Here is a 13,935-nt window from a genome sequence, read left to right as displayed (position 1 = left end):
TCTAACCCGTGTAATTGTCTTGTATTTGCTGTTCAATATTGCTTTGATTAAATGCAATATGGTGCATAAACGCCTCTATGGTGCTTGTTTCCTCTAGTGTTTTTCGTCTGTCGATAGACATGTATTTTTTTAATAACTCCAAGCTATGGCGTGGTTTTTCAGCAATGGCTGTAGCCAATTCAATGGCTTTTTCCATGACCGTGGCGCGAGGCAAAATATAATTGAAACAACATTTTCCTTTCAGCTCACAGCCTCTAAGATAGTTACCGGTGACCATCATTTCAAAACCGGTATAGTAACCAAATGCCGCCTTACTCATGGCGGTTGATCCCATCCCTGGGGTGAAACCCATGTTCATAAATGACATGCCATAGCGGCTCTCTTCCGCCGCGACTAAAATATCCGCATATAAACCTAAGACTAATCCCCCACCTGTAGCACTGCCTTCCATCGCAGCAATAACTGGGATCGGTATATTCAGAAAGTTCTTGAGGTGATTGGCATACTCATGCTCAATATTAGTTTTGTAGTGTGTGATTAGGCTTTGTAAAAACGCCTCGGTTCCACCGGTACAAAATATATCAGGCAATCCGACTAAAATAAGTACTTTAATGGTTTTGTCTTTCTTTATCGTGTCGATAATACCATGCAACTGTAAACAGAATTCATCATCAATGGCATTATTGTTGACTGGATCGTTAATATGCATAAAAACGATGCCTTCATCAATTTTTCTTAAATAGAGTTTTTTCATATTTGTCATCCGCATATTCATCATTAAACAACTTGATGTTTTCTAAATACTGACATATTTTTTCTATGGTCTGAGAGTCATTTAATTTTTTCACCAGAAGATGTCCACCTAAATCCAGCCTTTCGTCGAAAGAATGATGTTCCGTCAACAGTAACTTACTTTCTTTTATAGCGGATGTTGGAACGCGAGATAGCTTCTTACTCATAACTTGAATATCTTGGTCTAAGTTTTCCAGTATATTTACCTGATCGATTAAACCCCATTTTAGGGCTTGTTTTGCCGAAATAACACTTGAACTCCATACGAAGTATTTAAGATGATGAGGCCTAATACGTTCAAGTAAGCAAGACATGGCTATTGTTGGTGTAATTCCAAATGTGACTTCTGGCAAACTAAAAGAAGCAGTATCGCTCGATAGAATAAAATCGACGACTGACAGTAAGGCAATTCCCCCCGCGATAACATTTCCTTCAACCTTAGCTAATACTGGCTTATGGCTACTCCTTACCATTTTTAGGATAGTGCAGAACTGTGACACAAAGTTGGCGTCATAATCGGTAGAAATATACGTAAGATCCATACCCATACTAAAGTAGGTAGGCCCGCCCGTAAGCACAATAACGTTATAGCGCTCGTTATTTAGCGCAGAGATAAAGCGGCTTTCGAAGTCGGCTAATGAATTGGGATTAAATTTGATAGGTACAGTGACATATTCATGCATAGCGATAACTCCGTAAGTGGTTATCAATACGCTCAAGAATAAGGAGCCCACTCCCGCTGTAATGTTGTGTATACCAGTCCTGTAAGTTGTCCCTGTCTAAGCTATAGTCTTTACCTTGCATTTGTGCACTACGCGCATTTTCCAGTTGCTCGTATGCCGCTATATCCAATATTTTCCGCTGGGCAAGCAATATGTCCAATGCCGTACCTTGCTGTTGCGCAATCTCTAACGCTTGATCCCCGACCTGCATACTGAAATACTCAGCACAGGACCCTGAACCATAAGAGTAGACCCCAATTCGATCACCTGGTTGAAGCTCTGGTGCTTTTACAATCAGTGAAAATAGGGAAAGAAAAATACTGCCACAATAGGTTGCCCCTATTTCTTGCGAATAATATAGAGAAGGCATAACTTTTTGTTTAAATAAAGTAGCTAATGCCTCTTTTCCAAAGAGCCCTTGGAGTTCTAATAATATTTTATGTGCTTCTTTACTAATTCCAGGGAAAGGGACGTGGTATAAATTATAATTGAAGTAGGCACTCTCTCGAGCATCAGGTGTCTGTTTACAATATTCCTCGAAAGCATTTTCGAGTCCATCCATATAAGAGAAAAGACTGGCTTCTACATCGAAAGCGACCTCTTTCCAAGGAAGAGGACGAATAACATCCGTCACTTCATGAGTATGAATACCCGATTTCCCCGTTTCAATGACCGCAAAAAGAGGATTATTTGAGATAAGCAAGGCAATAGCCCCAGCGCCAAGGCTATACTCCATCTTTCCGTGGCAAATCATGTTATTACTGATATCCACATTGATCAATAGCACTTTCTTACCGTGATTAAGACCGGATGATATCCATGACTCAGCCATTTTTAATGCCGCCGCTCCGGCATGGCAGGCAGATTTCAGTTCAAAAACACGGCAAGTCGCAGGCAGTCTCAAATAGCGGTGCGCCCAAGTACTTATAGCCTTTTCCTGGTCTAAGCCTGACTCTGTTGCAATAATAAATAAACCAATATCCGAACGGTCCTGATCGTTGAGCATATCTTTGGCACTATTGACTGCAAGGGTGACCGCATCTTCCCACTGTGGTACTAAACTGCGCTTTATAACCATTAAAGATTCTTGAATGTATTTGTTGTCTCCACCACGTGCTTGTGCCAATTCAGATAACTTCAGCGCCAAGCTACTTGGGTAGATACGGATTTTTTCAATACCAATATTATTCATTAAGGTATCCCGAAGTTAATAAACCCAGTCAATGCCACCGGTCACACTGAAAACCGCGCCGTTTACATAACTACTTTCTTTAGCTACAAGAAATAAAATGACCTCAGCTACTTCACTGGGGGAACCTAGCCTTCCCACTGGCGCATGTTGAGCAAAAAAATTCTTAATACCCTTAATGTCATTTCCAATAATTTCGGTATCAATTAAGCCTGGGACAACAACATTGGCCGTAATACCGAAACGTCCATATTCCTTCGCCGTTGTTTTAGTTAACCCGACCAAACCGGCTTTTGATGCAGCATAAGCCGCTTGTCCTGATGACCCATCTTTAGCGAGGGAAGATAGAGTGACAATGCGCCCATATTTATTGGCAAGAAATAAAGGCAAGAAATAACGAATGAGATAGAACGAGCCACTTAAATTGGTATTAAGTACTAAAGCCCAATCTTCATCAGTCATCGAAACCAAATTGCCAGGTAAATCTATCCCGGCATTGCAAATAACCGCATCAAAATTGCTAAAATCGGCGAGAAGGCAGTCACCTACTGACTCTACTGCGCCGCTGTCGGTAACATCGAGTTCATAAGCGCGACATAATTGTTGTGGGAACTGTGCGGCGGCGATATCAAGAAGTTGTTGTGCGCCATCCCTATTATTATAGTAACTAAAACCAACATTCCAGCCTTTGCCTAAAGCCGCAATGACCACACTCCGTCCAATGCCACTGGCACCACCGCTGATAAAAAGGTTCATGCTAACCATGGTATCGACCAAATAAGCTAGCGCTGTTAATCCCACCCATACCAAAAGAATTGTTTAGAAAAATATTAACTTCTTTTTTTACATTCCCAAAGGCACAAACATTTAATTCGACCTCGGGATCAAGGGTTTCGATATTATGTGATTGGTGGAATTCACCCTGCCTCATTTGCCAAATGGCTATCGCGGCTTCCACGCCACCAGATGACCACATCGTGTGCCCCAGCAAGGATTTTGGGGCATTGATAATCAGTTTTTCCGCATGCGTACCAAACACTTTTTTAATTGATTTTAATTCTACAATATCCCCTAATTTAGTAGAGGTGGCATGCGCACTGACATAATCAACTTGCTCTGGGGAGATATTGCATTTCTTTAGGACATCTTGAATAACCCGAACTTGCCCTTCATGAGAGGGATCGCCTAAATGGTTGGCATCAGAGTTAACATTGGCACCAAGAAGCTCAGCATAAATTCTAGCTCCCCGATTTTTGGCATGGTCTATTTGCTCAAGTATTAAGACTGCACCGCCTTCAGACGGCAGGAAGCCACTGCGATTTATGTCATAGGGACGACTGGCTTTGGTGGGAGTATCTTGATACTGGCTATAACAGATAGCGTCTAAAATCGTCAGCGAATGTAACATCATCGGGTGGAAAGAGGCCATTGGGCAAACAACGGCCATTACCTGTTTTTTTTCTACTGTAATTGCATTGATTGCCGCCTGAATAGCAATGTTCCCCGTAGCACAGGTGCCACCAACCAGATAGGCTAATCCTTTGGTATTTAATACCTGGGCCACAGAAGATGAATGGTCCGTATCAAGCGAATTTAACCCGGAAAAAGCATCAATAAATTCGGGTTCATCAGAGAAAATCTTTTGCTGATCAAGTAAATATTTATCAGAAAGGTTATGGCCCCCACAAATGACTCCGCAATCAAAAGGGTCAATAATTTGTTCAAATAACCCAGCGTCTAACCAGGCATCCATTGCCATCAATACTGAAAGTTGGACACCTGTGTTAGTTTGTTTAAAGACCTTCTCCGCACGGGCAAGCACGCTTTCTGGGATACGGTTTCTAAACGAGTGCAACTTGCTTTTAATATCATACTCAGGTAGCTGGCCGCCAATCTTTGAATAGATGTTGCTGGTATCAAAATTGCGCCAGTAACCAATGGCTGATTTTCCAGATAATAAATTATTGCCCACGAGATCTAATGTGTCACCAATGGGAGTATTAATGGCAATGCCTGTAACAACGATACGATCAGTAGACATAAAATTCTCCTTTTCCGATGGTTACGATCTGATCGTTAACCGTGATTTGAACAATGGCAGTGGCTATAAATGAGTCGTACTCTGTAATGCAGCAGCGAATAGTCATTAATTCACCGGGGTGTACTGCAGACAAATGAAAGACATCATAGACTCGAGTTCCCACCGCGTTAATAATATTATCCTCTACTGGTGGTATAGCCGTTTCATTTAACAGAAAATACATCAAAATAAGCGCGGTTTGAAACATGCTCTCTTGTTGCAATACACCTGGATATATAGGATCATTGGGGAAATGACCATCAAATACTGGGTTTTTTTCGTCTACTCTTCTTATTGCTTGTATTAACCTGAGCTCCAGATTGATCAGTTCCACATTGTCTACCATAAGAAATGGCTCACGATGCGGTATCATTTTTTTAATGACATCTTGTCCAAATGATGAATTCAACTCATTAGTAACATCGTTATTAAATAACAATTTCGTTTTTAAATTATTTAATTCAGTATTTTTCATATTTAAACATGGCCCATAAAAAGTGTTTGCCATCTGAACTTTACTTATATTTATCACGAAATTACTAGCCATTAATTTATGAGACATACTCCGCACGTCAGATTTTAAATCTTCTATAATATACACACCATAAACTTCAACTTAAATTGAATGTATCTTTAATTAAAAAGATAAAATATATCATCTAAAATCAATTATTAAATATAGCTTTTTTTTACATTCCCGTGATTAATCTGATAGATGATTTTTAATTCTCCACCTCGGGTGTACCATTCTCATTAAGGTCGACTAAATGTATCACCTACATGCCTGCCATCAATGACCGTTTCGCCAAGTGAACTAAAATATGCTCTCCAAAATAAGACCGCTTCTTCAGCATCTTCTTCGGAGGAAACGTTCTCTATTTCAAACACTTCGGAAATCTGAGGGTTCTGACTAACTTGCCAATCATGTAATATCTGATCTGGGCAAAGTTCTATCTGCTGCAATAAATACATTTCATGTGTTGGGATCGACTCGCACACATAATCAATGAACAGGCTATAATCGCGTGTCCCACAGACGCCATAAATGTGATAACAACCAGTACTTACCATCATATCGGCTCCTTTCTATTTAGTCACATCATAGTCATCTGCAATTCATATCCTACTTAAGAGATTATCGATAACTGGTTTAATAGAAAGTATATACAGTGTATTCAAGAATGCTAGTTGCATCCATAGATGCTGTAAAAGAGTCATTTTCTATTTAAATAAAACACAATTAATTGAAATAATTAGTTATTTAAGTTGTTTATTTGTTTTTTAAATAAGAATTATTGATGTTTTTTTTGGGAGAAAACTCAACTCCCCCACTAACTACAATTGATTATGTCGATTAATGCTGTAATTATGGTATTTAACACTGAGATATGTTTTTTACCATAAGAAATATTTCATATTAATATAACGGGCTGTGAAAATCATTTTCCCTAGTCTAGGGTATAGGAACAGTAAATTTCGGTGAATATGTAGGGTGTGAGTATTTTAAACTGTCATGTTTGTTTTAATTTTTGTTTTTAAATAAAAATTAACTGAAGTTGCCATAAGTGTATTTTTAAGGCAATGGCATGTATCGAGTTACACTCTATAAAAATAGGTATTACATGAAAAAAACAATATTGATAACGGGGGCGCTTTCTGGGATTGGGAATGCGGCGACTAAGCTATTCTCTGAAATGGGCTATAATGTCGTGTTTTCAGGTCGCCGACCCGAAGAAGGAGAAGTGATATTAAATTCCCTCAAACTCATTAATAAAGACGTACTTTATGTTAATGCTGATATGAATAGTGAATCAGATATAAAGCACCTTATCGAGATGACTCTGGAGCGATTCGACTCGTTGGATGTAGCTGTAAATTGTGCAGGCACGGTAGGTGAAACTGCAGAGATCCAAGCCGTAACCCAAGATAACTTTCATTTGGTATTCAATACCAACGTATTAGGTACTCTGCTGGCGATGAAATATCAAATTCCTGTGATGGTGGAAAGAGGAAAAGGTAGCATCATCAATATATCTTCAATTGCTGGTATCGTTGGCCTTCCTAACACTGGGATTTATGTTGCAAGTAAACACGCAATTGAGGGATTGACCAAAACAGCAGCTCTGGAAGTTGCAACTACTGGAGTTAGGGTTAATTCGATTTCCCCAGGGCCCGTAGAAGGAAAAATGTTTGATCGTTTTTTAGGCCATAGTGAAAACAATAAAAAGACATTTATAGAAATGATGCCAAACAAGCGTTTTACCACTCAGGAAGAGGTTGCACATACTATTGTTTTTCTTGCAGAAGATAACGTGACAGCTATTACTGGACAAACGATTACGATAGATGGTGGATACACAGCACAATAAGAAGAAAAGGCTTTTGTTGCAATAAGTGAAAATCAGGAGTGCGGGGGCTTCTGTCGCATTAAGGTGCAGAAAGGTAACATGCTGTTTTTTTAATGTTGCCTATTGCCATTCAGTCAAGTTATCTGCCAATCCAATAAACCGTGGAGGCTTTAATGACGACAACCCTTGATATTCTCAATAGTGCTAAAGACCTGGATCCTGCTGAGTATCGCGCGTTTTTTCTTCAAAGCAAGGCGCCCCTATTTTACGATCTGCGATTTCTTATCGCGGCTGAGCAATCACCGTTGTTAAACGTCAGTAAAATTTTCTATTTGCTTGCGCGAGACGAGGGGAGGCTGATTGCGCTGGTCCCGATTTATCTTCAAGAATTTCGGTCCGTTGATCCGTTAGGGTTATTGGTTTCCTCCACTAAGCTCTCGGTAGGATCTGAAGAGCGCGGACTGTTTAGTCATATTATACATTGTACGGATACCACGATACCGACGTTAAGTCACGACCCGAGTCTTTACGCACGAATATTCGATGCTATTACGGCTATCGCACAGGCTGAGCAGGCACGTTATTTCTGTTTTCTCAATGTACAGGATGGTGTGCTCTTGCGTGAGGCTCAACGTAATGGGCTAAATATAAACTACATGGCGGATAAATTTTCAATCGAACTGGATGCTTTTCCGGATTTTGACAGTTTTGTGCAGCCTTTGCCCAACTATGGGCATTACGAAATGATACGCCAGCTTCGTATCTTCAACCACAGCGATGCCAAAGTTCGAATACTTGCTCCTCCCTTTGATAATGAAATTGAGAAACTGGCCCGGTTGTATCATTTGACCACCAAACGGCTGGGGACGCCCTATTATTGGCCAGAATCACAATTGGCTGTTTTTTGCCATTTTTGCGGCGATTTGGTTCGCCTTATCGTCGTAGAACAGAACGGGCAAATTGTCAGCGGCTTTATCTGCTTCGAGGAAGACGGCGCTCTCCATGTCTGGTCGGCCGGCATGGATTTTGAGAGTTCCGATTTCAGCCCTTACACCTTGGGTGTGTCTGCCGTGTATCGCTATGCATTCGAAAGAGGAATTAATCTTATCGAGTGCGGCCGCTTGAATTCCCACATCAAGACTCACTTGGAGTTCAAACCGAAACGACTCTATTCCATCGTCAGCCAGGATCTGGGAATATCCGCCGCTACGCAGACTTCTCGGTCTCTACTGAAGCTGGCATCGCAACTGGATGGCGAGGTTCGTCTTGCTTCGCATCCCGCCTTTGATGAGTGGTATCTCACCAGCGTCTGGAATGGTCGAGGCCCAACACGTAGACCTGCTGGAATAGTACGCGCTGCGACTGAGGCCGATGTGATTCGCGCGGTTGTATTTGCCAAGGAGCGAAGCATGGAAGTGAGCGTGCGTGGAAGTGGGCACAATTACTCCGGTTGTTTTCTTCGCGTTGATACGCTGATGTTGGACATTTCCGGCTTGAAGGGACTTGATATCGATAGCCGGCGCAAACGCGCCATCGTTGAACCTGGGGTCAGTAGTGGTCAATTGAGTCATGCACTGGCGGCTAAAGGTTTGGCTTTTCCGACAGGGCATGTAAAAGAAGTGGGTATCAGCGGATTCCTGTTGGGGGGAGGGCTCGGGATCAACTGTAGCCAATGGGGAGGAATGAGCGTATTCAACGTACAAGCCTTGGACATTGTCACCGCAGACGGTCGTTTACGACATGTTTCCGAAACCCAGGAGCCAGACTTGTTCTGGGCCGCTCGTGGCGCTGGACCCTGTTCGTTTTTTGTTGTGACCCGTTTTTATCTCAGTTGCTACTCATTGCCTCGGGTAATAACCAACAGCTCATATACGCTACCTTTCACGCATTTGCACGATTTATTGGCGAGACTTGAAGACGCATCTCCCCCTACAAATCTTCAGGTGATGATGTCTGTCAGCCCCCCGACATCGGGTGGCACACCAACAGTGCTGTTAAATATTTTGGCGTTTACCGATAGCCCGCAAGAGGCGCAAGCGCTACGCGAATCTTTTGAAACCAGCCTAGAGCTGCCACTTACAGCCTTGGCCATCAATCAGCCCTCAAACTTCGAGGCCATTTACGAGCAGTTCAACAGCATGGTGGTATCAAAAAGGTTTTATGCCGACAATATCCTTACAGATAACACGCAAGAATTGGTTTCCATCCTATCCCGGTATTTATCAGACGCGCCGTCCCGGAGTACCCTTACAACGATTCTCTGGCGGGGTGTGACCACCTATCCGCAAGCAGCCTTTTCGGCACACGGCAAGTTCTTTGTATCGACCTACGCACAGTGGGATGATGCAAAAGATGACAGTGTCAATCAATATTGGTTAAAACGGATGTATGACGAGCTTCAGGAGATTGCTCGTAGCAGTTATATCAACGAGTACGATCTTGAGACAAGGGCGGGCGAGACCAGCATGTGCTTCGCCGCAGAGAACTGGGAGAAACTGCAAAGACTCCGGCTTGAATACGATCCTGACGGCGTATTTGTTGAGGTGCAACAGTTGGAGGAGCATGGCGATCAGCCAGGAGCGAACAACTAAATGGAATGTCAGCGCCTTGGTCCACCGCTGGGTTATCCGCCTGGTGCCATTACTGGATAAGGCGTTTCGCCGACATAAACGCTAAGGAGGTCGTCTGTGGAGCATGGATGAAACCTATATCAAAATCAAATGGCAGTGGAAATATCTATACCGGGCAGTGGATACTTCAGGCCAGACCATCTACTTCCTGCTGACCACCAAACGTAATGCTGCAGCTGCATTACGTTTCTTTAGCAAGGCCATTAGACACCGCGATGAACCTGAAACAGTGACCATCGATAAAAGTGGCGCCAACACGGCAGCGCTGACAAACTAAAAGAAGAAACCATTACTGTTAGGCAGAACAAGTATCTGAATAACCTCGTTGAACAAGATCAACGGAATATCAAACGCCGTATACGACCCATGCAGGGATTCAAATCGTTTCGGCGGGCACAGACGATATTGGGAGGTATTGAGTTAGTTCACATGATACGTAAAGGGCAACTTCAGCATCCTACCGGAGGGGGATTATCACCGGCAGAACAATTTTATCTGTTGGCCGCCTAAATAACCGACAACGCAACTTTTGCCAACTTCATATCACTAATGCGACAGAGCCGTTTTGTTGGGTATCAAGATAGCCGTGCGCCATATCATAACGAATATGCTTAATATCCGTTTCAGTGACGGGCTTATTATGACGACCCCCCACACTTTCCATATTGTGAATAGCCATGGCACCAGCGATAGAATCCCCCCTAGCCACACCATTGGCTAATATGGCATAGCGATCGCCTTTGCTGGCTAAAAAATCATACATCGGGCCGGGGTCTTTACTCTCCTTATTTGCTTCTAATAATTGCCGGGCGCAGACCAGATCGGCGGCATTAAGTTGTAACTTACCTGCATTGCTATTTTGCTGTAGCATAATTATCTTCCTTAACGTTTAATATGCGATAAAAGAAATTGTTGAGTACTGCTAACAATGGCTCTCCATTGCGGTAATTTCTCTACTGTAAAAATGACTTCAACCAGTGAGCCTATTTCTGGCATCACAAAACGGGCCTCACAGATATAATATCTTTTCTCTAACGGCAGCCACTGACAGTCAAATACCACCGGCACTTGCCCGTTAACTTCTGCCCAGTAATAACCATTAATCGTCTTATCAAACCAATAAGGGCTATTCCTATCCTGTGGTTCTGCCCGGAATAATTTTCTGGTGGCTTTAACAAAAAACAGCCCTAATTCATTAATATAAACAACCGGATCAAAGGTTTTATTCTCGTATTTTCTAAGTCTAAGATAGGCATCGCGCATAAAAGCAACATCAGTATCAGATCGTCTATACGGCTCGACGCTGATTGCTAATCCCTCAAACCTCAGCCCCTGTTTATACCATTTCGATTTATCCCCCGGTTGCATATCCGGCCAACTGGCGATCATGGGTAAAGAGGTAAAATTGGCATCGCAGCCTTTTTTATTTTTAGTAAAGCCAGGCGTCCAGGAACTTTTCCCTTCATATTCTGCCCAGTAGATAATATATTCTTTAGGCACTTCCATTACATGACCATTAAATTTACCACAAACAAAACCGGGGCGGTTTTCGGCAAAACTGAGTGGTGACATTAGCAGAAAAGCCATTATCAATAATGTGACAAAATATCTCAATCGTGTTTTATCACATAACAAACTACTCATATTTATCTTAGGGAACATAATTATCTTCCTTAACGTTTAATATGCGATAAAAGAAATTGTTGAGTACTGCTAACAATGGCTCTCCATTGCGGTAATTTCTCTACTGTAAAAATGACTTCAACCAGTGAGCCTATTTCTGGCATCACAAAACGGGCCTCACAGATATAATATCTTTTCTCTAACGGCAGCCACTGACAGTCAAATACCACCGGCACTTGCCCGTTAACTTCTGCCCAGTAATAACCATTAACATCCTCATCAAACCAATAAGGGCTATTCCTATCCTGTGGTTCTGCCCGGAATAATTTTCTGGTGGCTTTAACGAAAAACAGCCCTAATTTATCGATATAAACAACCGAATCAAAGGTTCTATCATTCTGTTTTCTTAGAAAAAAGTCACGCTTATAGGTGATATCGGTATCGGATCGTTTAAATGGCTCGACGCTGATTGCTAATCCCTCATACTCCAGCCCCTGTTTATACCATTTCGATTTATCCCCCGGCTGCATATCCGGCCAACTGGCGATCATGGGTAAAGAGGTAAAATTGGCATCACAGCCTTTTTTATTTTTAGTAAAGCCAGGCGTCCAGGAACTTTTCCCTTCATATTCCGCCCAGTAGATAATATATTATTTAGGCACTTCCATTACATGATCATTAAATTTACCACAAACAAAACCGGGGCGGTTTTCGGCAAAACTGAGTGGTGACATTAGCAGAAAAGCCATTATCAATAATGTGACAAAATATCTCAATCGTGTTTTATCACATAACAAACTACTCATATTTATCTTAGGGAACATAATTACCTTCCTTAACGTTTAATATGCGATAAAAGAAATCCTCTAGTAGATGTGGATATTTCCTTACATTGCGGTAGTTTATTTTTATGAAAAGGAAAATTAACCGACGATTGTATCTTTGGTAAAACAAACACAAGCCAGCAGTCAGGATAACATCTCATTTTTGGCATGTGATGGCATTTGATAATAATTGGCACTTAACATAACTAAAATATAAATAATTACGAATCATAATAAAACCGCCCGATTCAAGTAATTCAAAAAAAATCGATATAAGTCAGCACCTACGCAGTTAAATAGATAAAGTGAAAATAACGCAAGTGTAAAAATAAAACAAGAGATAAAAATAAAACAACAGAGCAGCAATAAATATAAAACCAGGGTAATAAATAATATGAATATAATAAAAAAGGCGCAATTTAAATACGCGCCTTTATATTATAATCGAGAGTTATTGATTAACTACAAAATCTTAACCACATCCAGCCAGCCATGCTGACCGCACACCGGGCGACCATTCAACCAACGGCGCACCATATCCAGCGCCAGCATCGCACTGCTTTCCTGGCGAATACGCAGACCATGACGGCTGGCCTGATAACGTACTGTTTGAGCAAATGTTCCTTCAGGGGTATACAGAGCCACGCTCAGGTGATCATTTTGCATAGCGCCGACCGCCAGCACCACTTGCGCACCGCACAACATAGATAACGATTGTGCACGGCAGGCAATCTCGTCTAATGTCTCCTGACAATGCGCCGGTAGCAATTCACCGCCCGCCAATGGCACACCAGCACTCTGCAACTGCCAGTTCATCAACCCGCCGGTAAATTGTTCGCTCACCGCCAGTAGCAAGCCGCGTTGGTTCAATTGCTCAGCTAACAATGCCGGCAACCCTCGCGTACCTTCAAATAGGGTGCTATCTCCCGCCACTTCCCTCACCTGCTGCCATACCTGTTCCATCGCCTGATGTTGCGAGGCAGGACCGGTCAGCTTCAATTCAATAATCGGCGCAGATGAACGGTAGCCTAACACCGCCCCCTCAGGGAGTCGCAGTGGGTCCAGTTCCTGTGCCAAATCACTTTCCGAGCGGCCAAAAGTGGTCATACGTAAGCATAATGGGGGTTCGGCCACATCAAAATGTTGGCGTAAACGTGGCATGATTTGCTGTTCAACCATTACTTTAAACTCTGATGGCACGCCGGGTGTGAAGAACATCAGGCACTTATTTAGCCGTAACGCGAAACCGCACGCTGTACCTACTGGGTTATCCAGCATTTCAGCATTAGCCGGAATATGTGCCTGTTTACGGTTAGTCGCCGACATCACCCTGCCGCGCTCATGGAAGAAAGCCTCCATACGCGCGATCCATTCCGGGTGTTCAACCAGCTCCGTTCCGGCGGCGCGTGCGGCGGCCAGAGCGCTCAGATCATCACTGGTTGGCCCCAGCCCGCCGTTGACAATCAACACATCAGCAACCTGACTGCGTTCGGTCAGCACTTCTATCAGTGCCGAAAGTGAGTCACCGACCGTTTCCCTACTGCTGATTGGCAAGCCTTGATTAAATAAATAGTCAGCCAGCCATGCCGCGTTGGTATCGATAATCTGCCCATGCAGCACTTCATCTCCGGTACTCAACATCTCAACTCTGATCATTTTTTTCTCCGTCAGTGCTTATATATTCACTTTATGAATCTGATTACATAAACACAACGTTTATCTATTAT

General features: G+C 42.6%; 11 protein-coding genes and 3 pseudogenes. 3 read left to right on the top strand and 11 right to left on the bottom strand.

Annotation, left to right across the window (positions count from 1 at the left end):
• Position 1: 1 nt before the first annotated feature.
• From A6J66_002105 to A6J66_002075, 7 genes are all read right to left on the bottom strand, one after another.
• Positions 2-763: an enoyl-CoA hydratase gene (locus A6J66_002105; protein PNM23083.1), complete on the bottom strand. Its 762-nt coding sequence runs from the start codon at positions 761-763 to the stop codon at positions 2-4.
• Positions 726-1,475, bottom strand: coding sequence for an enoyl-CoA hydratase/isomerase family protein (locus A6J66_002100; protein ID PNM23082.1), 750 nt, complete (start codon positions 1,473-1,475; stop codon positions 726-728). The genes A6J66_002105 and A6J66_002100 overlap by 38 nt, the downstream gene beginning before the upstream one ends.
• The gene (locus tag A6J66_002095; protein PNM23081.1) at positions 1,468-2,706 is read right to left on the bottom strand and encodes a hydroxymethylglutaryl-CoA synthase; all 1,239 of its coding nucleotides are present in this window, start codon (positions 2,704-2,706) and stop codon (positions 1,468-1,470) included. The genes A6J66_002100 and A6J66_002095 overlap by 8 nt, the downstream gene beginning before the upstream one ends.
• Before the next feature lie 15 nt (positions 2,707-2,721).
• Positions 2,722-3,468 carry a 3-ketoacyl-ACP reductase gene (locus tag A6J66_002090; GenBank protein PNM23080.1) on the bottom strand — a complete coding sequence of 249 codons (747 nt, stop codon included), beginning with the start codon at positions 3,466-3,468 and terminating at the stop codon, positions 2,722-2,724.
• Positions 3,461-4,744, bottom strand: coding sequence for a beta-ketoacyl-[acyl-carrier-protein] synthase family protein (locus tag A6J66_002085; protein PNM23079.1), 1,284 nt, complete (start codon positions 4,742-4,744; stop codon positions 3,461-3,463). The genes A6J66_002090 and A6J66_002085 overlap by 8 nt, the downstream gene beginning before the upstream one ends.
• Positions 4,734-5,192, bottom strand: a complete 459-nt coding sequence (locus A6J66_002080; protein ID PNM26868.1) for a 3-hydroxyacyl-ACP dehydratase — start codon at positions 5,190-5,192, stop codon at positions 4,734-4,736. Before A6J66_002080 ends, A6J66_002085 begins: the two co-directional genes overlap by 11 nt.
• 344 nt (positions 5,193-5,536) lie before the next feature.
• The gene (locus tag A6J66_002075; protein PNM23078.1) at positions 5,537-5,857 is read right to left on the bottom strand and encodes a hypothetical protein; all 321 of its coding nucleotides are present in this window, start codon (positions 5,855-5,857) and stop codon (positions 5,537-5,539) included.
• A 548-nt stretch (positions 5,858-6,405) separates the two neighbouring features.
• On the opposite strand from A6J66_002075, the gene A6J66_002070 reads away from it, so the two are divergent.
• From A6J66_002070 to A6J66_002060, 3 genes and pseudogenes are all read left to right on the top strand, one after another.
• Complete coding sequence (locus tag A6J66_002070; protein ID PNM26867.1) at positions 6,406-7,152, top strand: KR domain-containing protein; 747 nt, start codon at positions 6,406-6,408, stop codon at positions 7,150-7,152.
• 152 nt (positions 7,153-7,304) lie between these two features.
• The gene (locus A6J66_002065; protein PNM23077.1) at positions 7,305-9,722 is read left to right on the top strand and encodes an FAD-binding protein; all 2,418 of its coding nucleotides are present in this window, start codon (positions 7,305-7,307) and stop codon (positions 9,720-9,722) included.
• A gap of 19 nt (positions 9,723-9,741) precedes the next feature.
• A pseudogene (locus A6J66_002060) lies at positions 9,742-10,271 on the top strand (IS6 family transposase).
• A gap of 55 nt (positions 10,272-10,326) precedes the next feature.
• Here the strand turns inward: A6J66_002060 and A6J66_002055 are convergent.
• The 4 genes and pseudogenes from A6J66_002055 to A6J66_002040 all read right to left on the bottom strand — a co-directional run bounded on the left by A6J66_002055 (position 10,327) and on the right by A6J66_002040 (position 13,864).
• Positions 10,327-10,632: pseudogene (locus tag A6J66_002055) on the bottom strand (hypothetical protein).
• Between the two features lie 11 nt (positions 10,633-10,643).
• Complete coding sequence (locus A6J66_002050; protein PNM23076.1) at positions 10,644-11,423, bottom strand: hypothetical protein; 780 nt, start codon at positions 11,421-11,423, stop codon at positions 10,644-10,646.
• 11 nt (positions 11,424-11,434) lie between these two features.
• Positions 11,435-12,208: pseudogene (locus A6J66_002045) on the bottom strand (hypothetical protein).
• A gap of 462 nt (positions 12,209-12,670) precedes the next feature.
• Positions 12,671-13,864 carry a competence/damage-inducible protein A gene (locus tag A6J66_002040; GenBank protein ID PNM23075.1) on the bottom strand — a complete coding sequence of 398 codons (1,194 nt, stop codon included), beginning with the start codon at positions 13,862-13,864 and terminating at the stop codon, positions 12,671-12,673.
• Positions 13,865-13,935: the final 71 nt, after the last annotated feature.

Source organism: Yersinia enterocolitica, assembly GCA_002082245.2.
GTDB lineage: Bacteria > Pseudomonadota > Gammaproteobacteria > Enterobacterales > Enterobacteriaceae > Yersinia > Yersinia enterocolitica_E.
The sequence above is the reverse complement of the archived record's forward strand: the minus strand, read 5'-3'. Positions and strand labels throughout refer to the sequence as shown.

Excerpts from the sequence above, each read along its gene's own strand:
- A6J66_002105 (PNM23083.1), bottom strand. The coding sequence starts at position 763 with ATGACAAATATGAAAAAACTCTATTTAAGAAAAATTGATGAAGGCATC.
- A6J66_002100 (PNM23082.1), bottom strand. The coding sequence starts at position 1,475 with ATGCATGAATATGTCACTGTACCTATCAAATTTAATCCCAATTCATTA.
- A6J66_002095 (PNM23081.1), bottom strand. The coding sequence starts at position 2,706 with ATGAATAATATTGGTATTGAAAAAATCCGTATCTACCCAAGTAGCTTG.
- A6J66_002090 (PNM23080.1), bottom strand. The coding sequence starts at position 3,468 with ATGGTTAGCATGAACCTTTTTATCAGCGGTGGTGCCAGTGGCATTGGA.
- A6J66_002085 (PNM23079.1), bottom strand. The coding sequence starts at position 4,744 with ATGTCTACTGATCGTATCGTTGTTACAGGCATTGCCATTAATACTCCC.
- A6J66_002075 (PNM23078.1), bottom strand. The coding sequence starts at position 5,857 with ATGATGGTAAGTACTGGTTGTTATCACATTTATGGCGTCTGTGGGACA.
- A6J66_002070 (PNM26867.1), top strand. The coding sequence starts at position 6,406 with ATGAAAAAAACAATATTGATAACGGGGGCGCTTTCTGGGATTGGGAAT.
- A6J66_002065 (PNM23077.1), top strand. The coding sequence starts at position 7,305 with ATGACGACAACCCTTGATATTCTCAATAGTGCTAAAGACCTGGATCCT.
- A6J66_002050 (PNM23076.1), bottom strand. The coding sequence starts at position 11,423 with ATGTTCCCTAAGATAAATATGAGTAGTTTGTTATGTGATAAAACACGA.
- A6J66_002040 (PNM23075.1), bottom strand. The coding sequence starts at position 13,864 with ATGATCAGAGTTGAGATGTTGAGTACCGGAGATGAAGTGCTGCATGGG.